The sequence below is a fragment of the Achromobacter sp. 01N37 genome (genome assembly GCF_056399725.1).
The window spans coordinates 135663-156573 of the sequence record NZ_JBFTRX010000009.1; the positions used below are offsets into that span (position 1 = coordinate 135663).

At 66.1% G+C, this 20911-nt stretch carries 19 protein-coding genes; 7 read left to right on the forward strand and 12 right to left on the reverse strand.

Translation table 11 applies throughout. From position 1 onward, the window contains the following. Nucleotides 1-129: 129 nt before the first annotated feature. The 3 genes from dksA to AC1DSJ_RS19715 all read right to left on the reverse strand — a co-directional run bounded on the left by dksA (nt 130) and on the right by AC1DSJ_RS19715 (nt 2708). Nucleotides 130-594, reverse strand: a complete 465-nt coding sequence (dksA, locus tag AC1DSJ_RS19705) for an RNA polymerase-binding protein DksA (protein ID WP_006216410.1) — start codon at nt 592-594, stop codon at nt 130-132. A 125-nt stretch (nt 595-719) separates the two neighbouring features. After that, nucleotides 720-1841: a CobW family GTP-binding protein gene (locus AC1DSJ_RS19710; protein WP_175170351.1), complete on the reverse strand. Its 1122-nt coding sequence runs from the start codon at nt 1839-1841 to the stop codon at nt 720-722. A 363-nt stretch (nt 1842-2204) separates the two neighbouring features. Further along, nucleotides 2205-2708, reverse strand: coding sequence for a Fur family transcriptional regulator (locus AC1DSJ_RS19715; protein WP_342066390.1), 504 nt, complete (start codon nt 2706-2708; stop codon nt 2205-2207). A gap of 438 nt (nt 2709-3146) precedes the next feature. On the opposite strand from AC1DSJ_RS19715, the gene AC1DSJ_RS19720 reads away from it, so the two are divergent. The 5 genes from AC1DSJ_RS19720 to AC1DSJ_RS19740 are packed head-to-tail and all read left to right on the forward strand — an operon-like array spanning nt 3147 to nt 7527. After that, complete coding sequence (locus tag AC1DSJ_RS19720) at nt 3147-3869, forward strand: metal ABC transporter ATP-binding protein (RefSeq protein ID WP_054420755.1); 723 nt, start codon at nt 3147-3149, stop codon at nt 3867-3869. Continuing rightward, the gene (locus tag AC1DSJ_RS19725; RefSeq protein ID WP_054420754.1) at nt 3866-4732 is read left to right on the forward strand and encodes a metal ABC transporter permease; all 867 of its coding nucleotides are present in this window, start codon (nt 3866-3868) and stop codon (nt 4730-4732) included. The genes AC1DSJ_RS19720 and AC1DSJ_RS19725 overlap by 4 nt, the downstream gene beginning before the upstream one ends. A 19-nt stretch (nt 4733-4751) precedes the next feature. Then, nucleotides 4752-5804, forward strand: coding sequence for a metal ABC transporter substrate-binding protein (locus AC1DSJ_RS19730; protein WP_441371965.1), 1053 nt, complete (start codon nt 4752-4754; stop codon nt 5802-5804). After that, on the forward strand, nt 5765-6448 hold the full coding sequence (locus AC1DSJ_RS19735) for a DUF1007 family protein (RefSeq protein ID WP_427944955.1): 684 nt from the start codon (nt 5765-5767) through the stop codon (nt 6446-6448). Before AC1DSJ_RS19730 ends, AC1DSJ_RS19735 begins: the two co-directional genes overlap by 40 nt. Next, nucleotides 6439-7527, forward strand: a complete 1089-nt coding sequence (locus AC1DSJ_RS19740) for a nickel/cobalt transporter (RefSeq protein ID WP_441371966.1) — start codon at nt 6439-6441, stop codon at nt 7525-7527. The genes AC1DSJ_RS19735 and AC1DSJ_RS19740 overlap by 10 nt, the downstream gene beginning before the upstream one ends. Before the next feature lie 4 nt (nt 7528-7531). Here the strand turns inward: AC1DSJ_RS19740 and xerC are convergent, their stop codons facing one another. The 5 genes from xerC to AC1DSJ_RS19765 are packed head-to-tail and all read right to left on the reverse strand — an operon-like array spanning nt 7532 to nt 12003. After that, the gene (gene xerC, locus AC1DSJ_RS19745) at nt 7532-8521 is read right to left on the reverse strand and encodes a tyrosine recombinase XerC (protein WP_427944957.1); all 990 of its coding nucleotides are present in this window, start codon (nt 8519-8521) and stop codon (nt 7532-7534) included. A gap of 60 nt (nt 8522-8581) precedes the next feature. Continuing rightward, entirely contained in the window at nt 8582-9259 is a 678-nt protein-coding gene (locus AC1DSJ_RS19750; RefSeq protein WP_441371967.1) for a DUF484 family protein, read from the reverse strand. A gap of 4 nt (nt 9260-9263) precedes the next feature. Continuing rightward, nucleotides 9264-10175: a diaminopimelate epimerase gene (gene dapF / locus AC1DSJ_RS19755; protein WP_441371968.1), complete on the reverse strand. Its 912-nt coding sequence runs from the start codon at nt 10173-10175 to the stop codon at nt 9264-9266. Between the two features lie 32 nt (nt 10176-10207). Beyond that, a complete protein-coding gene (locus AC1DSJ_RS19760; RefSeq protein WP_175170345.1) occupies nt 10208-11098 on the reverse strand; it encodes a lysophospholipid acyltransferase family protein in 891 nt (296 codons plus the stop codon). A gap of 32 nt (nt 11099-11130) precedes the next feature. Beyond that, nucleotides 11131-12003: a lysophospholipid acyltransferase family protein gene (locus AC1DSJ_RS19765; RefSeq protein ID WP_054420747.1), complete on the reverse strand. Its 873-nt coding sequence runs from the start codon at nt 12001-12003 to the stop codon at nt 11131-11133. Between the two features lie 275 nt (nt 12004-12278). Between AC1DSJ_RS19765 and metK the strand changes: the two genes are divergently transcribed. After that, complete coding sequence (gene metK / locus AC1DSJ_RS19770; protein WP_054420746.1) at nt 12279-13442, forward strand: methionine adenosyltransferase; 1164 nt, start codon at nt 12279-12281, stop codon at nt 13440-13442. An 82-nt stretch (nt 13443-13524) separates the two neighbouring features. On the opposite strand, the gene AC1DSJ_RS19775 is transcribed toward metK, so the two are convergent. Further along, on the reverse strand, nt 13525-14955 hold the full coding sequence (locus AC1DSJ_RS19775; RefSeq protein WP_441371969.1) for an amidase: 1431 nt from the start codon (nt 14953-14955) through the stop codon (nt 13525-13527). A gap of 75 nt (nt 14956-15030) precedes the next feature. Further along, nucleotides 15031-16350, reverse strand: a complete 1320-nt coding sequence (locus AC1DSJ_RS19780) for an MFS transporter (protein ID WP_054420744.1) — start codon at nt 16348-16350, stop codon at nt 15031-15033. An 82-nt stretch (nt 16351-16432) separates the two neighbouring features. Between AC1DSJ_RS19780 and AC1DSJ_RS19785 the strand changes: the two genes are divergently transcribed. Beyond that, complete coding sequence (locus AC1DSJ_RS19785) at nt 16433-17437, forward strand: Lrp/AsnC family transcriptional regulator (RefSeq protein WP_427944966.1); 1005 nt, start codon at nt 16433-16435, stop codon at nt 17435-17437. A gap of 86 nt (nt 17438-17523) precedes the next feature. On the opposite strand, the gene AC1DSJ_RS19790 is transcribed toward AC1DSJ_RS19785, so the two are convergent. Then, nucleotides 17524-20013, reverse strand: a complete 2490-nt coding sequence (locus tag AC1DSJ_RS19790) for a branched-chain amino acid ABC transporter ATP-binding protein/permease (protein ID WP_441371970.1) — start codon at nt 20011-20013, stop codon at nt 17524-17526. Further along, nucleotides 20013-20891 (reverse strand): branched-chain amino acid ABC transporter permease, encoded by an 879-nt coding sequence (locus AC1DSJ_RS19795; RefSeq protein WP_476760372.1) that lies wholly within the window; start codon nt 20889-20891, stop codon nt 20013-20015. Before AC1DSJ_RS19795 ends, AC1DSJ_RS19790 begins: the two co-directional genes overlap by 1 nt. Nucleotides 20892-20911: the final 20 nt, after the last annotated feature.

Genomic DNA, 20911 nt, shown 5'->3' on the forward strand with positions numbered 1-20911 from the left:
TTCCTTCCTTTGAAAGGACTAGCTGGGGGCAGATCCAGGGAAATCAAGCGGGCGGGTGACCGCAAGTAAAAAAGGCCATGCTGGAAACCAGCATAGCCTTTCAGGGCATGGCGCGAATAACGGGACGGATCAGTCGCCGTACAGCTTTTGGCGCATTTCACGGCGTTCCTGCGCTTCAAGCGACAGGGTGGCCGTGGGGCGGGCCAACAGGCGGGGTACGCCAATCGGTTCGCCGGTTTCTTCACACCAGCCGTATTCGCCGCTGTCGATGCGGGCGATGGACTGTTGCACCTTTTTCAGCAGCTTGCGCTCGCGGTCACGGGTGCGCAGCTCCAGGGCATGTTCTTCCTCGATGGTGGCGCGGTCGGCGGGATCGGGCACGAACTGCGTTTCGCGCAGGTGCTCAGTGGTCTCGCCGGCGTTGGCCAGGATGTCCTGTTCGAGTTGTTTGAGCCGTTCCTTGAAGAAAGCCAATTGGCGTTCGTTCATATAGTCGGACTCGGGCATGGCCAGCAATTCCTTCTCGCTGGGCAGATCAATCGCCGTATCGCTCGTCGACTTGCTTGATTTTTTGGTTGCTGCCTTGGTAGCCATGAAAACACTCCACTATGAATCGATCCTGGCGCGGGCGTCCTTTCCCGGTCGTGTTGCTGGTTGCTTACGCTATTCGTACCTCACAGTACTGCCTTCGTCGCATCGCGTCACGTCAGGAAGGGGGATTACCCCGCCAGGCACTGCTCCAAGCCCCGGGTGAAAATCTCCTGGGGCAGCTTACGTCCAATGAACACCATCTTGGTGGACGGTTTTTCGGCCGCGGTCCACGGCTTGCCGGGTTCGGCGCCCATCATCATGTGCACACCCTGGAACAACATGCGGCGGTTGATGCCCTTCATGTACAGGATGCCCTTGTAGCGCATCAGGTCGGGGCCATAGACCTGAACCACGCCGCCCAGGAATTCCTCAAGGCGCGCGGGATCGAACGGCTTGTTGGAACGGAACACGAACGCGCCAATTTCGTCGTCGTGCTGGTGGTGGTGATGGTGGGCATGATTGCAATGCGCCCCGCAATCGCCGTCGTGATCATGGTCGTGATCGTGGCCATGGCCGTGATCGTGTCCGTGGTCGTGCCCATGCTCGTGCGAGTGGGCGGCGTCGGGGTGTTCATCGGCCAGGAATTCCGGGTCGATGTCCAAAATGGAATTCAGGTTGAAGCCGCTGATGTCGATGATCGACTTCAGGTCGACTTCGCCGAAATTGACCGGCGTGATCGGCGCGCGCGGGTTCATGTGAACCAGGCGGTGGCGCAGCGCTTCGTAGTCAGCTTCGTTGACCAGATCGCGCTTGGAGATCAGGATGCGGTCGGCGAAACCGACTTGCTTCTGGGCTTCAGGCTGTTCGTCGAGCGTGGACATGCCGTGCTTGGCGTCGACCACGGTCACCACCGCATCCAGGCGGTAGTACTCGGCGATGTCGTCATCCATGAAGAACGTCTGGCAGACGGGGCCAGGGTTGGCCATGCCGGTCGTCTCAAGAATGACGCGTTCGAAATTCAGTTCGCCAGCTTCGCGCTTGACGCGCAGCTCGGACAGGGTGCGCATCAGGTCGCCACGCACCGTGCAGCAGACGCAACCGTTGGACAGTTCGATGATTTCTTCATCGCTGTCTTGCACGAGCAGGTCGTTGTCGATGCTTTCCGGTCCGAATTCGTTTTCGATGACCGCAACGCGGCGGCCGTGGAATTCGGTCAGGATGCGTTTGAGCAGGGTGGTCTTGCCCGCACCGAGAAAGCCGGTGAGGATGGTGACGGGAACCATTTTGTCCAAACTGCGCGGGGTGTTCATGGCGAAGCTGCTAGCGTGAGGTCAAGGCTGAAGTCTAGGCATTCAACCCACAGGCCTGACAGGGGATTTTCCCGTGCAGGATGAGGTTTGCCACAGGCTGCGAAGGCCGCCAATAGCGGCCGGACGCAGGATTACAGCACAGTCGGGGGCAGGGGGCAAACCCCGGGTCAACCCAGGGGCCATAGCCGTCCGGATCGCGGCTGTACACCGTCAAGTATCGGGCGATATCACTATTTTGGGGCGGTCTGCCGGATTTCAAGAGCGTCATGCGCCGGGGTCAGGCGGGCGCATGACGGCGATGGAATGACGGTTTTGAAATCCGGATGATGCGCCGGCGGACACACCCGTCCGGCGGATCAGGACTTAGTGATGATGGTGCTGATGGCCGGCGTCAGCGGGTTGCTTCTGCTGGCATTGGGGACACAACGCGCGAATTTCGGTTTCGTGCGTGGCCAGGGCGTAACCCGTTTGGGCGACGCGTTCGGCCAATTGGCGGCTCATGGCGGGGTCGGACACTTCGGCCACGGCGCCGCAGCCGGTGCAGACCACCAGCAGATCGTGCGGTGCACCGCCTGCGTCGTGACAGGCGCTCCAGGCGTTGACGGCGTCCAGGCGGTGGATCAGGCCTTCGTCCATCAGGAAGTCCAGCGCGCGGTACACGGTAGGGGGCGCGGCGCCGGGGTGCACTGCGCGCATGGCGTCCAGCAATTCATAGGCCTTCAGGCTGCGCCCGTGGCGCAGCAGCAGCTCAAGCACCTTGCGGCGGATGGGCGTCAGGCGGCGTCCGCGCTGTTCGCACAACGTCTCGGCGACGCTGAGCTGGGCGCCGACGGTGTCGCTGCGGGGGGAACGGGGCGGAGCGGGCATGGCGGGCTTTATCTGAATGGAAGACGCGCGCGACGCGCGCGAGATGCCTGGAAGGTAGCAGAAAACATGGATATGCGGGCGAGGTGGGCGGATTCAAGCGCAATTAGTTATGATATAACATATTAAAACTGCGATTCCGAGCGTCGGCGCCGTCGCATTCCTTCGGGTTTCGGCCTTCGTCTTCGATCTTGGTTTCTTGTCTTCCCCCCTTCGTCCCTCGCCTTTCGTCGTTACGTTTTCCATGTCTCATTTCTCGCTTCTGCCTGCGCGGCCCGGCGCCGCTTCCCGGCAAAGCACCCCGCCTCGTTGCACGGCGCCTCGTCACACCGCGCCCCGTTCCGCTTTTCTGGTTTCCGCCTGGCGCCGCATGGCTTTTGCCCTGGTGGCGGCCGCTTCGCTGTGGGCGCTGACCGGCTGGGCCTTGGACTGGTGGCCGCGATGAGCGCGTCGCCAGTCACGATTGAACTGTCGGACGCCTCGTTCGGCTGGCACGGTCACCCCGCACTGAAGTCGGTGTCGGGGCGCTTCGCCGCCGGTGGAATGACGGCCGTGGTGGGGCCCAACGGGGCGGGCAAATCCACGTTGATCAAAGGCATCATGGGTGTGCTGCGCCCCATGACCGGCAGCGTGCGCATCAGCGGCGCGGGGCGGTCGGAGCTGGCATGGCTGCCGCAGGCGGCGGAGCTGGACCGGTCGTTTCCCGTTTCGGTGCTGGACCTGGTCGCCATGGGCGCGTGGCGCCGCGTGGGCGGATGGCGCCGGTATCGCAACGATGAACTCGACCGCTGCATGGATGCGCTGGAAACCGTTGGTCTTGCCGATGCCGCCGCGCGCGGCGTGGACACGCTGTCGGGCGGGCAGATGCAGCGCACGTTGTTCGCGCGGATGCTGGTGCAGGATGCGCCCGTGCTGCTGCTGGACGAACCCTTCGCCGCGGTCGACAGCCATACCGCCGACGACTTGATGGCCCTGCTGTGCGGCTTGCACGGCCAGGGCCGCACCGTGATCGCCGTGCTGCACGACCTGGATCTGGTGCGGGATCACTTCCCCGATTGCCTGTTGCTGTCCGGCTCGGTCGTGGCCTGGGGCGGCACGGCCGATACCTTGAACGACGCGCATCTGAAGACCGCGCGGCAATGGCACGCGAGGGCTTACGCATGAGCTTGGCGCAATGGGTGGTCTCGCCCTTTCTGGATTACGGCTTCATGCGGCGCGCGCTGGCGGGCGCGTGCGCCTTGTCGCTGGGCGCCGCGCCGCTGGGCGTGTTTTTGGTGCTTCGGCGCATGAGCCTGATGGGCGACGCGATGTCGCACGCGATCTTGCCGGGGGTGGCGGCGGGGTTCCTGCTGTCGGGCTTGTCGCTGGGCGCGATGATGCTGGGCGGCATCGCCACCGGCCTGGCGGTCGCGCTGCTGGCCGGCTTGGTCGCACGGCTGACGCCGCTGCGTGAAGACGCCAGTTTCGCGGCCTTCTATTTGATCTCGCTGGGGCTGGGCGTGCTGCTGGTGTCGTTGCGCGGCTCGAACATGGATCTGTTGCATGTGCTGTTCGGCACGGTGCTGGGCCTGGATGACGCGTCGCTGCTGCTGGTGACCATCACGGCAAGCGTGACCTTGGTAGTGCTGGCGGCCATCTACCGGCTGCTGGTCGCCGAATGCCTGGACCCGGGCTTCTTGCGCGCAAGCGGCGGCGGGGGCGGGTGGGTGCACATGGGCTTCCTGGTGCTGGTGGTTGTCAATCTGGTGGCGGGCTTCCAGGTGCTGGGCACTTTGATGGTCGTCGGGATCATGATGCTGCCCGCCGCGGCCGCCCGGTTCTGGGTGCGGTCGGCGGCTCGCCAGATTCCGCTGGCGGCCAGTTTCGGCGTGCTGGCGTCCGCGAGCGGGTTGCTTGTGTCCTATCACTTCAACGTGCCGGCCTCGCCGTCGATCATTTTGGCGGCCGGCGTCTGCTATCTGTTTTCCATCGTTGGCGGCCCGCAAGGCGGGCTGCTGCGGGCCCGGCGCGGCATGCGTCCGGCCTGACTTCCCAAGGAGATTCGTTATGCGTTCCAATCTGCCGCTGCGCCGGCGCGCGTTGCTGGCCATGGCTGGCGTGTGCCTGTCGGCCGTGTTCGGCGTGTCGCATGCCGCCGAGCCGCTGAAGGCCGTGGCCAGTTTTTCCATCCTGGGCGACATCGTGCGCGAGGTGGGAGGCAACGACGTGAGCCTGACGACGCTGGTGGGGCCGGACGGCGACGCGCACGAATACGAACCCACGCCGGGCGACGCGAAGAAGCTGTCCGCCGCGCGCGTGCTGTTCGTGAATGGGCTGGAGTTTGAAACCTGGCTGCCCAAGCTGACGAAGGCATCGGGCTTTGCGGGCCAGACCGTGGTGGCCTCGCAAGGCATCACGCCGCGCAAGTTCGCGGGCGATGGGCATGGCGACAAGCACGACGAGCATGACCATGATCACGGCCACGATCATGATCATGATCATGATCACAAAGAGGATCACAAAGACGGCCCCAAGGACGGCCCCAAAGACGGCCACAAAGACGGTCAGCAAGACGGCCATCATCACCACGGCGACGCGGACCCGCATGCCTGGCAATCGTTGGCCAACGGCGTGATCTACGCGCGCAACGTGGCCGAGGGTCTGGCCGCTGCCGACCCCGCGCACGCCGACGCGTACCGCCAGCGCGCCACCACCTACATCGCCAAACTTGAAGCGCTGGATGCCCGCGCAAAACAGACGTTCGGCGCCATTCCCGCCGAGCGCCGCAAGGTCGTGACGTCCCACGACGCCTTCGGGTATTTCGGCGATGCGTATGGGGTGACGTTCATTTCGGCGATGGGCGTGTCAACGGACGCCGAACCGTCTGCCGGCGAAGTCGCGCGCATCATCGAACAGGTCAAGCGTGACAAGGTGCCGGCGGTGTTCATCGAGAACATCACCAGCCCGAAACTGGTGCAGCAGATTGCACGCGAGACCGGCGCCAAGGTGGGTGGTACGCTTTATTCCGATGCGCTGTCCAAGCCCGGACAGCCCGGCGCTACCTATCTGGAAATGTTTGAATGGAACGTACGTCAGCTCGCCGCGGCCTTGCAGCCCTGACCGCCGCGACGGCACTGCTGGCGGCCGGTGCCGCCAGCGCGCACCCGCATATGTGGATCGACGCCCGCGCGGTTATCGACGTCGATGCGCAGCACCGCATCACGGCCGTGCGCCAGGTCTGGCTATTTGATGAAATGTTCGGCGCCTACGCCACGCAAGGCCTGAAGAAGGGCAAGGACGGCTCCTTGTCCGCCGATACGCTCAAGGGCATGGCGAACGACTGGATGACGGCGCTGGGTGAACCGATTTCGCATTACTTCACCCGCGTGACGGTCGACGGCAAGATGGCCGCGTTTGCCGCGCCGCGCGATGCGCGTGTTGACTGGAATCCGAAGACCACGCGCTTGACGCTGTCGTTCACCTTGCCCTTGGCCACGCCCGTGGCGCCGGGCGCGGACGGCGCGCAGGTGGATATTTACGATCCCACCTATTTCGTGGCGTACGCCTTTGATGAAAAGGGCGCGGTGTCGCTGGGCGGCCCGGAGGCCGCCGCGTGCACGTCCGCCTACCGCAAGCCCAAGGAACTGGATTGGAAGACCATGCAGCAATTGGCCGCGATCCCGGCCGATCCGGACGCGTTGCCGGACGAACTCTTTGCCATCACCAAGGGGCTGACGCACCGCATCGAGGTGCGATGCCCGTAGCGCGGCGTCATCCCGCGATGCTGTGGCTGGCGGCGGTGCTGCTGCTGGGCGGCATGGGCGCGGCGGCGGCGCAAGGTGCGCATCCTTTTGGCGTGCCGGAAAGCAGCGCGGGTATGGGTGGCCCGGGCTGGCTGGCCAGCTTCTTCGGGCAAGTGTCAGTCTGGCAAAGCCATTTCTATCGCCAGCTGACGGGCGCGGTGCGTGCCTGGCAAGCGGAAGGCGGCGCGGCGTGGACGTTGATCGGCCTGTCATTCGCGTATGGCGTGTTTCATGCGCTGGGACCCGGGCACGGCAAGGCGGTGATCTCTTCCTACGTGCTGGCCAACCGGCAGACGGCGCGCAACGGTGCGCTGCTGGCCTTGGCGTCCGCGCTGATCCAGGCGCTGGTGGCGATTGCAATGGTGGCGGTGCTGGCGGTGGTGTTCAACGCCACCGCTGCCACGATGAACCAGGCCACGCGTTGGCTGGAGCTGGCGTCCTATGCATTGGTGACGTTGCTGGGTGCGTGGCTGGTGTGGATCAAGGCGATTCGGCCGTTGCTGCGCCGCCGGCGTGAGCCGGTTGCGGCGACGCCCGCCGCAGAGCCGGCGTTGAAGGGCGCCGCGGCGTTGCGTGCGATTGCCGTGCATGCGCCTACGCCGCATGCACATATTCATCACCACCATCAACACCATCACAATCACGATCACGATCACGATTGCGGTTGCGGCCATGCGCATGTGCCCGCCCCTGATCAGGTGGCGGGCGCCTTGAATTGGCGCCGCGCCGGGTCGGCCATTCTGGCGGTGGGATTGCGTCCGTGCAGTGGCGCGCTGATCGTGCTGGTGTTCGCCTTGTCGCAAGGCTTTTTTCTGGCGGGCGTTGCGTCGGCGTTGGCGATGGGGCTGGGCACCGGGTTGACGGTGGCGGCGCTGGCTTGTCTGGCGGTGGCCGCGGGCGGCGCGGCCACGCGTATCGGCAACCGCTTGTCCAGCGCGGGCGCGGCGCGCTTGCGTTATGGCGTTGAGGCGCTGGCGGCGTTGGCGGTGCTGTTGTTGGGCGTCATGCTGCTGGGCGGCATGGTGGCCGGGGGCGGCTAGGCGCTCAGGATTTGCGGCCGGCGCGCGGATGCGCCTGGTCGTAAGCCTTCGCCAGATGCTGGAAGTCCAGCCGGGTGTAGACCTGAGTGGTAGAAATATTGGCGTGGCCCAGCATCTCTTGCACCGCGCGCAGATCTTGCGCCGATTGCAGCACATGGCTGGCGAAGCTGTGGCGCAAAACGTGGGGATGCACGTGGGTGGGCAGCCCCGCCTGTTGCGCGATCTGCGCCAATTGCAGCTGCACCACGCGTGGCGAAATGCGTTTGCCGCGCGCGCCCAGGAACAGCGCGGCGGCATCTTGCGGGGCGGGGTTGGGCGGCGCCAGCTGTGGCCGCACCGCGATCCACTTCTGCAAGGCGGCAATGGCTGCCTGACCCACCGGCACCGAGCGGCGCTTGCCGCCCTTGCCCAGCACTTCGACCTCGGCTTCGTCCAGCTTTAACCAGCCGCGCGATTCATAGTCGGCCGACCGTGTGTAGCGCAAGTCCAGCCCCACCAGTTCCGACAGCCGCAAGCCGCTGGAATACAGCAATTCAAGCATCGCCTGATCGCGCAGCGCGGCGGGTTCGTTGGCGACCTTGGCGGGCGGCCGGTCCAGCAGCGCCTGCGTCTGTTCCACGGACAACGCCTTGGGCAAGCCGCGCGGTGCCTTGGGGGCACGCACGCCTGCCACGGGGTTGCCTGCCAGGTCGATGGATGGCGCCCACCATTGATAGAAGCCGCGCCAGGCGGCCAGCGTTCGGGCCAGGCTGCGCGGGCCGCGGCCCTGCGCGTGCAGGCGCGCCACGAATTGCCGGATGTGGCCGTTGGCGATCTTGTCCAGCGGCAGGCGGGCGCGGTCGGCAAGGTCGCGCAGGAAATGCAGCTCGCGCCGATAGCCGTCCAACGTGTGGGGCGAATAACGGCGGTTGGTTTCCAGATGACGCAGCCAGGCGTGCATTGGATCAGGCAGCGGCGTGGCGTCTTGAGTAGTGCTGTCCGGTGCCTGGTTCATGTCCGCTCGTCGTTGAGGTAGACCCGTTGGGAGAGATCCGATGCGATAGATGCTGCTGCGTCAGACCTTCGGCGAGGCCGGGTTCAAACGATGCAGCGCTGCGGAGGCCAGTTGGCCGATGGATTCCAGAAACGCCGTGCCCATTTCGGGCGTGAAGCGCTCGGGATCGTCAGAACCCAGCACCAGCAGGCCGACGGCCGCGCCGTCCGCTTCCAGGCGCAACGGCACCAGCGCCAGCGACCTCGGCTTGCTGTCGAGCCAGCCGGCCGCTTCGAAGTCGGTGTCGGTGCCGACGTAAGGCGTCTTCAGGCTGTCGGTGAACGTGCGCACGTCTTGCGAGACGGGTTCGCCGTAGCCGGTGGCGGGCAATTCCGACAAGTCCCACAGGCGCAGCGCCACGTGGTTCAGTTCGAATTGTTCGGCCAGACCCAGTGCGATTTCGCCCGGCACGCGCTGCGGGTCGTTTTCAGACAGCAGGCGGCTGCACCATTTGGCCACATGCGTGCCGATGCTTTCATTGGCGGTGGCGTTGCGCACGAGTTCTTGCAGGCGCCATTCCAGTTCGCGGTTGCGTTCGCGCAGCGTCAGAATCTGGCGCTCGCCCAGCGAGATGGCGCGCGTGCCGTGCGGATGCGGCACCTGCATGGCGGCGAACACGTCGGCGTGTTCGTCGAAGAAGCCGGGGTGGTCTTGCAGGAAAGCGGCGATGTCCTGGGCGGTGAAGGTGGTATCAGTCATAGGGTCAGCGATTCAGCGCCATGGAGAAGACGAGCTTGTCGATGTCGACCTGCCCCGTGAACACGGATTCGGCCGGGCCGGTCATGCGCAGTTGTTCGCCGTTCCAGGCAATGGTGAGCACGCCGCCGCGCGTTTGCACGCGCACGGGCGATTCCAGCAGGCCGCGGCGGATGCCGGCAGCCACCGCGGCGCAGGCGCCCGTGCCGCAGGCCAGCGTTTCGCCCGCACCGCGTTCGAAGACGCGCAGGCGGATGTTGTGGCGGTCAACGATTTGCATGAAGCCCGCGTTGACGCGGCGCGCAAAGCGCGGATGGGTTTCGATCAGCGGGCCCTGGATGCCGACAGGCGCGGTGTCGACGTTGTCGACGACCTGCACCGCGTGCGGATTGGAAATGGCCACGGCGGACAGCAGCACCTTGTTGGCGACGCCCGCGGGCGCGTCAAGGTCCAGCTCCCAGAGCGTGTCTTCGCCTTCGCGTTGCGAGGCCAGGCCGGTGGTGTCGAATGGCAGCGCGGCGGGGTCGAAGCGGGTGCTGCCCATTTCAACGGTGACCTGTTCGTCGTCGCCTTCGTCCAGGACGAGGATGCCGGTGGCGATTTCGGCGCGCAGCGGGTTGCGGTCTGACAGGCCTTGCTCGTGCACGAAGCGCACGAAGCAGCGCGCGCCGTTGCCGCAGTGTTCGACTTCGCTGCCGTCGGAATTGAAAATGCGATAGCGGAAATCAGCGTCTGGACGGGTGGCGCGTTCGACCAGCAGGATCTGGTCGGCGCCAATGCCGAAGTGCCGGTCGCCCAAGGCGCGCGCCCGTTCGGGCGTCATGTCGATGGTCTGGCGGACCCCGTCGAGCACGACAAAGTCGTTGCCCGCGCCATGCATTTTGGTGAAGTTCCAGTTCATCCGGCGATTATCGCCCATTATTTGGGCGGCCGGCGGCCGAGCGCCAGGCCTCAATAGAGTTTGGGTTCGCCCGGGGGACGGGTCTTGAAGCGGCGGTGCACCCAGTAGTACTGGCTGGGGCAGCGGCGCACCCAGGATTCCAGCTCGCGGTTCAGACGCGCTGTGGCGTCTTCCAGCGACGCATCGCCCGGGAAGTTCTCAAGCGGCGGCAACACATCGATATGGTAGCGGCCGGTATCCGGGTTCCAGAAACCCACGATGGGCAGCACGGCGGCGTCCCATTTCTTGGCGAGCTGGGCGGTGGCCAGCAACGTGGCCGCCTGCACGCCGAAGAACGGCACGAACACCGAACCCTGGCGGCCGAAGTCCATGTCGGGCAGGTAATACACCGGGCGGGGCGCGCGCAGATGGCGGATCAGGTCGCGCACGCCGTCCTTGCGGCTGACCAGGAACACTTCGTTGAAACGGGCGCGTCCGGCCGCCACGACGGCATCAATGTGCGGGTCGCTTTGCGGGGTGTACATGGAGGCGGAGCTGGGCACTTCCATGGTCAGGCGGGTGCCGGCGGCGTCCATCGCGATAAAGTGCGGCGCCAGCAGAATCACCCGGCGGCCCTCGGCGATCAGCGCATTGATGCGGTCGGCCCCGGTCTGCGTGACCATGTCCTTGACGGCCTCGGGGGTGCCGTACCAGAGCACGCCCCGGTCGACGATGGACTGCGCCAGCGCGCGGAAATGGTCCGCTACCCATTTCTCACGCACGGATTCGGGCTGATCGGGAAAGCAGAGTTCAAGATTGCGGCGCACGATGCGCGCGCGGGACTTGGCCAGCCGCGGGGCAAGCCACCCCAGGACGGCGCCGATGCGCAGACGCGTGGACGGCTTGATGCGGCCGAACCATTTCAACAGAGTGACCAGCGTGCGAGTTTTTGAATTGTTCATCGTGTGGGGAAAAAGACCGGGCGGCCGTGGCGTCAGGGGGCCGGGGGCGGTGAAGCCGGGGCGGTGTCGGGCGCCGGGGGCGCGCCGCGCGGGGTCTTGTAGCGGTTGTAGCTCCACAGGTATTGCTCGGGGCAGCGGCGGATCAGCGTTTCCATTGCGGCGTTGATCAGGGCGGCTTGGGCTTCAGGCTCGGCCGGCAGCGGTTCCGGCACCCGGACGTAATGGATGCGCCAGCCCCGGCCCTTGGGCAGGCGTTCGCCGGCGGTCAGGATGATTGGCACATTGGTTTGCGTCGCCAGTTTGCTGGGCAGCGTCATCGTGTAGGCCAGACGGCCGAAAAACGGCGCCCACACGCCGTCGCCCACGCTGGGCGCCTGGTCGGGCAGCATGCCGACTGACTCGCCCCGGCGCAGCGCCCGCACGAATTCGCGTACGCCCTGCATGGTGGCCGGCACGGCGTTGACGGCCGAACTGTTGCGCGCCGTCTCAAGCAGTGGCGCCAGCACGTCCTTGCGCGGGGGGCGGAACATCACCGTCATGGGCATCTGGCGGGCCAGGTAGCGGGCGGTGATCTCGAAGCAGCCCAGGTGCGGCGTCAAAAACAGAATGCCGCGGCCTTCGGCCCGGGCGGACGCGACCACGTCGTTATCGTCCGACACCACTTGGGCCAGGCTTTGCTCGTTCTTGAACCAGACGCGCGGGTTCTCAAGAATCATCGCGCCGGTTTCGGCCGCTGCATGGCGGGCGAACGCCGCGCCCGGGTAGCCGGCCTGCGCCGCATTGGCCTGAAGCCTGCGCCGGTACTTGCCCGGCCAGGCGTACACGGCAAGCCCGGCCGCGCGCCCGATGGCGTGCGCAACGGGTAGCGGCAAGGCGGCAAAAAGGCGGAACAGAGCGAGCAGCATGCGGCAAATGGATAAGGACGGGCAGGGTCATGCCGGTGTTCAGGAATATGTTTACACCCCCGGCGCGAGCATAAGACCGGCATTTTCGCTTAAAATCCGCTCAGTCGCCGAGTTAACCGACAACTTGCGGGGCGACGGCAAGGGCACAGCGCTATGCGCGGCCCATGCCAAATCCGCTAAAGCGTCGCACCCAGATAGCGTATGACATGCATTCCGGGGTGCAACGCGCCTCGTGAACCTATGAGCCGGTCAAGCCGGACACTAAGGACGCATCTGTGGCCAATAACGATTTTCTCTTCACTTCCGAATCCGTCTCTGAAGGGCACCCCGACAAGGTTGCCGATCAGATTTCCGACTCGATTCTGGACGCCATCTTCACGCAGGACCCCAACGCGCGTGTCGCAGCCGAAACGCTGTGCAACACGGGCTTGGTCGTTCTGGCCGGTGAAATCACCACTACCGCCAACGTCGACTACATCCAGGTTGCGCGGGACACCATCCGCCGCATCGGGTACGACAACACCGAGTACGGGATCGACTACAAGGGTTGCGCCGTGCTGGTTGCTTATGACAAGCAATCGCCGGACATCGCCCAAGGCGTGGACCGCAGCTCGGAAGACTATCTGAACCAGGGCGCGGGCGACCAAGGCCTGATGTTCGGCTACGCGTGCGATGAAACGCCCGACCTGATGCCGGCTCCGATCTGGTACGCGCACCGCCTCGTGCAGCGCCAGAGCGAACTGCGCAAAGACGGCCGCCTGCCGTGGCTGCGCCCGGACGCCAAGTCGCAAGTGACCTTCCGCTACATCGACGGCCGCCCGGCGGAAGTCGACACCGTGGTGCTGTCGACCCAGCACGCGCCGGAAGTCACGCAGGACACCATCCGCGAAGCGGTGATCGAAGACATCATCAAGCCGAGCTTCCCCGAAGGCCTGATCACGCCGAACACGAAGTTCCTGGTCAACCCGACCGGCCGCTTCGTTATCGGCGGCCCGCAAGGCGATTGCGGCCTGACCGGCCGCAAGATCATCGTCGACACCTACGGCGGCGCATGCCCCCACGGTGGCGGCGCGTTCTCGGGCAAGGACCCGTCCAAGGTTGACCGTTCGGCCGCCTACGCCGCCCGCTACGTGGCCAAGAACATCGTGGCCGCCGGCCTGGCGCGTCAGTGCCAGGTGCAGGTCAGCTACGCCATCGGCGTGGCCGAACCCATCAACATCACCGTGTACACGGAAGGCACCGGCGTCATCCCTGACGACCAGATCGCCAAGCTGGTTCGCGAACACTTCGACCTGCGTCCGAAGGGCATCGTGAACATGCTGGATCTGCTGCGCCCGATCTACGCCAAGACCGCCGCCTACGGCCACTTTGGCCGTTCCGAGCCGGAATTCTCGTGGGAAGCCACGGACAAGGTTCAGGAACTGAAGAAAGCGCTGTAAAGAAGGCGCCGCAAGGCGAGTCTTCACGGCAAAAAGCCCCTGCAAAATTTTTGCAGGGGCTTTTTTTATAGCGCCGGAGTGTTCACAACCCCCACGACGACAGATCCGGCACGCGCGCCACTGGCGCGAGCACGGGTTCCAGCACCGCCGCGCAATCCAGCAAGGCGGCGTCGCCTCCCGCGGGGGCCAGCAGTTGCACCGACACGGGCATGCCTTCGGCGTCGAATCCCGCAGGCAACGCGATGGCGGCCGCGCCCAGGAAATTGGCCGGGCGCAGCAATTTGCCCAGACCCACATGGCGCACATCGTCTTCGTCCAGCGCTTGCGCGGCCTGGTCGCACGCGGGCATCAGCAAGGCGTCCTGCCCCTGCATGGCGCTGGCGAAGGCAGCCATGTCGGCTGCGCGCCGCAGCAGCGCCGCTTCGTAATCGGCTTGCGCGATCCGGCCGCCCGCCGCGATGCGCGCCCGCACCACTTCCCACAAGGGCGCGGCGGGGTTTTCCGCCAGCGCGCCGTAGTAGCGATAGGCCTCGTAGGCCAGCACCAGCGAGTTGTCGTCGGCCATGCGCGAGAACGACAGACCGGCGGGCGGGTGCCACGCGGTGGGCGTGAGCCCGGCCGCTGCCAGCTGTTCTTGCGCCTGGTGCCAGGTTTGCAGGCCCGCTTCGGTCAGCGCTGCGGGCCAGGCTTCCGGCGCCAGCACGGCGACCGCATTCGGCCGGCGGGCGGCAGGATGCCGAAGCGCGGTGAAGCGGGCGGCGGGCAAGGCCAAGGTGGCCGCGTCGTCCACATCGGGGCCGGCCAGCAATTGCGCCAGCAGGCGGGCATCGGCCACGTTGCGGGCAATCGGGCCCAGCACGTCCAGCGTGTCTGACAGCGGCAGGCAGCCCGCGCGGCTGATCAACCCGGACGACGGTTTGTAGCCGACCAGTCCGTTCAAGGCCGCCGGCGCGCGTACCGAACCGCCGGTATCGCCGCCCAGCGCAATCGGCGCAAGGCCGGCCGCCACGGCCACGCCCGCGCCGCTGGAAGACCCGCCCGGCGCGCGGGCGACCTTCGCATCCCAGGGATTGCGCGCCGTGCCTTGGGTGGGATTCTGGCCCGACAGCCCGAACGCGAACTCCGTCATGCGCGTCTTGCCCAGAATCACCATGCCCTGGGCCGACAAGGCGCGCACCGCCGTCGACGTTTCACCGCTGATGACGCCGCGCCGGGTCTGCGAGCCGCCGGTGGTGGGCGTGCCTTGCCATTGAATGCTGTCCTTCACCGCCACCGGCACGCCGTGCAACGGCCCCATCAACAGGCCCGCGTCTTGCAGGCGGTCGGCGGCGTCGGCCTGCGCCAGCGCGCGTTCCGCGGTGATCTCGCTGTAGGCGGCAAGCGGGGCCGCACGTTCGATGCGGTCCAGAAAGTGCGTGGTGACCTGGCGCGATGTCAGTTCGCGTTGGCGGATGGCGCGGGCAAGTTCGCGGGCGTCTCGGAAATGCAGGGCGGTGTGGTCTTGTTCTGGCATGGATCTCATGGAAAAAGAAAAAGCCTTCCGGCCGTGGCGCAGCCGGAAAGCGTTTACACGGGGTGCTTGATCGTTTTACTTCAGCGTCTGGCCCTTCGTTTCGGGCATGCGGATGAAGGTGATCAGCGTGATCACGGCGCCCGCCAGCACGTAGTAGAAGAACCAGCGCTCCATGCCCTTGCTTTGCAGCCAGGTCAGCAGGTAGGGCGTGGTGCCGCCCAGCAGCGCAACAACCAGGTTGTACGGCGTGCCGATACCGACGGCGCGCACGCTGGTGGGGAACTGCTCCGACATGATGGCCGGCGCAATCGCCGTGTACATGGCGTAGAGCACCAGGCCGAACAATTCCACCGCCAGGATCGAACCGAAGGACGGCCCAAGCGTCGTCATCACCGGATAGAAGAACACCAGGTAGCCAGCGGCAAAGAAAATCAGCTGCGGCTTGCGCCCGATGCGGTCGGACAAGATGCCGAACAGCGGCTGCACCACCATGAAGACGATCAGCGCGACGGTGTTGGCGGCGAACGCGGTCTTGGGGTCGGCGCCTACCTGGCGGATGGCGTAGGTGGGCACGTAGGCCACGAAGATGTAGAACGCGAACGTGGTCAGCACCGAGAAGCCCACGATGCGCAGCACTTCACGCGGGTGGTCGCGCAGCAGCGTGCGCAGCGGCTGCTTTTCGACGCCGGCCTTCTTGGCGTGCGAGAACGCTTCGGTTTCCGGGATGGCGCGGCGAATCCACATGCCGGCCAGGCCGCCCAAGGCGCCCAGCAGGAACGGAATGCGCCAGCCCCAGGACGCCATGTCGGCCTTGGTGAGCGTCGACGTCAGAATCCAGCCCACGGCGGACGCGGCCAGAATGCCGACGGCGGCGCTGAAGAACACAAAGCTGGAATAGAAACCGCGCTTCTCAGGCGGCGCCATTTCCGCCAGAAAGGTCGTGGCCGAGGCATACTCTCCGCCCAGCGACAGGCCTTGCAACAGGCGTGCGCCGGTCAGCAGCAGCGGGGCGGCCAGGCCGATCGTGGCGTAGGTGGGGGTGATGGCGATGATGAGCGAACCGCCCGCCATCATCAGAATCGTCAGGCCCAGCGCGGCTTTGCGGCCGTAGCGGTCAGAGAAAATGCCCAGCACCCAGCCGCCAACCGGCCGCATGAAGAAGCCCACGGCGAAGATGCCGAACGTGGCCAGCAGTGCGGTGGTTTCGTTGCCCGGCGGGAAGAACTGGCTTGAGAAGAAGATGGCGAACGAGGCGTAGATGGTCCAATCGAACCACTCGACCGCATTGCCTACACTACCGGCCAGGATGGTGCGGGCGCGGGATACGGGCGCAGCGCTGGCGGGCGCGGCGCTTGCCCCTTGCTTGCTGCGCAAGGTCGCGGATGGGCTGCTCATGACGTCCTCAAAATAAGAATTTATTTTTGGTCAAAAAGACCGTTTAATTTTGTGTTTTTATCAATGCGCGAACGTTAGATTAATGAATATGGTCACGTCAAGTAAGGGTAAGCCCCTAATGCCAGCGCTCGATGACACCGATCTGGCCTGTCTGATTGCGTTGCAGTCAGACCCCCGCGCTTCCTGGCGCGAGCTGGGCGCGGCCACCGGCATTGCCGAGCGGACCGTGGCGCGCCGCATCCGCCGCCTGATGGACGCCGACGCGCTGCGCGTCATTGCCGAACCTGATCCGCTGGCCATGGGCCAGGGCGTGGTGCTGCATGCGTGGGTGCGCTGCCGGTCAGGCCGCGTGCCGGATGTGGCCGATCAACTGGCGCGGCTGGACATCTGCCAACTGGTCGTCACGCTGGCCGGCACCGCCGATCTGATGGCCGAGCTGACCTTGGCGGACGCGGCCGACCTGCCCGACGTCGTGACCCGCGTGCTGCCGTCGATTGATGGGGTCGAGCATGTGGAAGCGCGCCTCGTCTTGCGGCCGTTTCGCCGCGCCGGGCAATGGCGCATTCAGGCGCAACCGGACGCTGTGGTCGAGACGCCATCCGCGTCGCCACCCGTCGCGCTGACCGAGCCCGAGCAGCGCATGGTGGCGCATCTGATGCGCGATGGGCGCGCCAGCCTCGCGGAATTGGCCGAGCAGGCCAACGTCAGCGAACCGACTGCGCAGCGGCTGTTGCAGCATCTGGTGGAGCGTCGCGCGTTGAGCTTTCGTGTGGAAGTCGAACCCGCGCTGGTCGGCTTTCCCGTGGAAGCCGTGATCTCGGTGCAGGTGCGCCCGCAAGCGGTGGATGCGCTGGCCGCGCATCTGGCGCTGGACCCGCACACGCGCTGCCTGTTCGGCACCAGCGGCGCGTCGCAATTGTTCTGGCACGTGCTGTGCCGCGACAGCCTGCACTTGTGGGAAGTGGTGACGCGCCGTCTGGGCGAGCTGGACGGCGTGCTCAACAGCGAAGTCGGCGTGGTGATGCGCGCCCACAAGCGTTGCGGCATCGTGCGCGCCGGCGCGCGGCTGGGCGCGGACGAGGGCTGATGTGCGCTGATGGGGGCGATGCTTGGGGGGCAATGCTTGGGGCGCAATGCTTAGGGGCGCAATGCTTAGGGGACAGCGCCCCGATCTCATGCCCCCAGATACGCCCGCGCCAGCGCCCCGTCCTGCGCGATCTCTTCCGCCGTGCCTTGCGCCGCCACACGGCCCGATTCCAGCACATACGCGCGGTCGGCCAGCGACAGCGCCAGCGCGGCCATCTGGTCCACCAGCAAGATCGTCATCGACTCGGCGCGCAAGCGGTCCAGCGCTTCGAACAATTCATCGATGATCTTCGGCGCCAGCCCCAGCGACGGTTCGTCCAGCAGCAGGATTACAGGCTTGGACATCAGCCCGCGCGCAATCGCCAGCATCTGCTGTTCACCCCCCGACAACAAGCCCGCGCGTTGATGCAGCCGTTCGCGCAAGCGCGGAAAGCGCGTCAGCATTTCTTCGACGCGCGCCTCGCGGTCTTGGGGATGCAGGAAGGCGCCCAGCCGGATGTTGTCCAGCACGCTCAAGCCCGGGAACACCTGCCGGCCTTCCGGCACCAGCACCAGCCCACGCCCCACGATGCGGTCGGCGGCAAGACCATTCAGTTCCAAGCCCTGCAAATGCATGCCGCCTTGCACGGGCCGATGCAGCCCCGCCAGCGTGCGCATCAACGTCGACTTGCCCGCGCCATTGGCGCCCAGCAGCGCCACCATTTCGCCCTGGCGCACTTGCAGGTCGATGCCGTGCAGCACGGGGTTCGCGCCATAGCCGGTCACCAGGTTGCCCACCCCCAGCACCTCGGGCGCGATGGCCGTTCCTGCCGCACGTTGCCGCGCGGCGGGCGCGCGCCGGGCGCTTTCATCGCCCAGATACGCCTGACGAACGGCGGCCGATTGTTGAATCTCGGCGGGGGTGCCTTGCGCCAATTCGCGCCCGGCATCAATGGCGACGATGTGATCCGACACGCCCATCACCAGCGCCATGTCGTGCTCTACCAGCAGCACGCCCGCACCCGCCTCGGCGATGCGCCGCAGCAGGCCGGCCAGGCGCGTTTTGTCTTCGCGCGACAGGCCGGCGGCGGGCTCGTCCATCAGCAGAATGTCGGCATCGGTGGCCAGCGCGCGCGCAATTTCCACCAGCCGGCGGTCCACATGGGGCAGGTCGGCGGCGGGCGTGTCCAGCGCGCCTTCATAGCCGCAGAACGCCAGCAGGGCGCGCGCGCGTTCGCGCACGTCCGGCGCCAGAAAGCGGCGCGACGCCAGCAGCCCGCCCAGCCGGCCGCGCACCATGCCCAGCGCCACGTTGTCTTCCACGCTTAGCGTGTCGAACAGTTGCGACGTTTGATAGGTGCGGGCGATGCCGCTGCGCGCAACCCGGTAAGCGGGCAGTGCGGCCAAGGGCGCGTCGCCCAGCGCCACCGCGCCGCTGGTGGGCTGGTAGTAGCCGCTAAGCATGTTGATGACGGTGGACTTGCCCGCACCGTTCGGGCCAATCAACGCTGTCACGGCAGCGGGCGGCACGCTGAACGACACCGACTGCACCGCGCGTACGCCGCCAAACGTCATGGTCAAGGCATCGGCGCGCAACACGCCGCGGGGGCGTGCGCCCATGGCCATGCCGCCTTGGCGTGGCGCCAGCGCATGTGTGTCCGAGTAGCGCCGCCACCGCGACAACAAGCCGGCCACGCCATCCGGCGCAGCCCACAGCACCACCAGCAAAAAAGCGCCGAAAAACAGCAGCCGGTATTCCTCCAGGCTGGACAGCATTTCCGGCAGCAGCCCCACCACCACCGCGCCCAGCAAGGGACCGGCGAGCGATCCCGCGCCGCCCAGCGTCACCGCCAGCACGAACAGGATGGACTGCATGAAGTTGAAGTTGTGCGGCGTGATCATGCCGGCCTGCGGTGCGTAGAGCCCGCCCGCCAAGCCCACCACCGCCGCCGACACCATGAACGCCACGGCCTTGACCGTCAGCGGATTGATGCCGATGGATTCGCTGGCCGTCTCGCTGTCTTTCACGGCGCGCATCGCCGCGCCCCACGTGCCACGCGACAGCAGCGCGTACGCCGCCAGCGCCACGAACACGGCCACGATGGCCAGCATCGCCACGCCGCGATCGCCGCCAATGCCCGCGAATTCTGGCTGCACGATGCCCATCAGCCCGTTCTGTCCGCCGGTGACGTCACCGCCTTCAATCAGCGCGTGCTCGACGATGAAGCCGAACGCGATGGTGATCATCGCCAGGTACGGCCCTTTCACGCGCAGCGCGGGCAGCGCCAGCAGCAAGCCAAACGCGCCCGCCACCAATGCGGCTGCGGGCCAGGCCAGCCAGAAACTCCAGCCCGCCTGCCCCGTCAGAATGGCGACGGTATAGGCGCCGATGGCGTAGAAGCCCGCGTGGCCGAATGACATCTGCCCGGTCAGCCCCAGCAGCACATTCAGCCCGATGCCGGCCAGCGCCAGCAGCGCCACGTTGCCCAGCACGAACACGTAATAGCCGTTGACGGTGGCCGCCAGGGCCAGGCCCGCCACGGCCAGCAGCGCGTAAATCGCCAGCGGCAGCCAGCGTGATGCAAGTCGCTTATTCATCAGACCTTCCTGACATCGGCGCGTCCGAACAGTCCATTCGGACGCACGGCCAACATGACGATCACCAGCGTGAAGCTGATGATCTGGGTGTATCCGGAGCCCAGGGCAACGGTGATCAGCGCTTCGACCACGCCAAACAGCAGGCCCGCGATCATCACGCCCCAGGCGCTGGTGATGCCGCCCAGAATGGCGACCACAAAGGCCTTCAGCCCGAACAGCGTGCCCATGTCCGCTTGCACGTTGAACAGCGGCGCAACCAGCGCGCCCGCCACGCCTGCAAACAGCGTGGACACGGCAAAGGCGGCCATGATGGCGTGGCGCACGGGAATGCCCATCAGCCGCGCCGCGTTCGGGTTCTGCACTACCGCCAGCAGCGCCACGCCCCAGCGCGTGCGGCGCGACAAGGTATGCAGCGCCGCCGCCAGCACCRGGCCTACGATCGGAATCAGCAGTTGCAGCGGGTAGATGCCCAGCCCCAGGCCGCCGATTTCAAGCGGCGCTTGCGCAAGCGGCGACGGCAGGCTGCGCGGTTCCTTGCCGAAGGTGAACATCACGACGTTGTCCAGCACGATGCCAAGCGCCACCGTGGACATCAGCCACGCATTTGAGCCACGGCTGGCGAATGGCCGCACGGCCAGCCGCTCAACCACCAGCCCATACACGCCGCACAGCGCCAGCGCCACCAGCAAGGCGGGCGCAAGCGGCCAGCCCAGCGTCTGCGCGAACGTGTAGGTCAGTACGGCGCCCAGCATCATGGAACTGCCCTGGGCGAAGTTCACCGTGCCTGATACGGCGTAGGTCAGGTAAAAGCCCAGGGCCATCAGTCCGTACATGCTTCCCAGACCCAGGCCGCTGACGATGGCGGACATCAACAACATGCGCGTCTCCCGCGTGATTC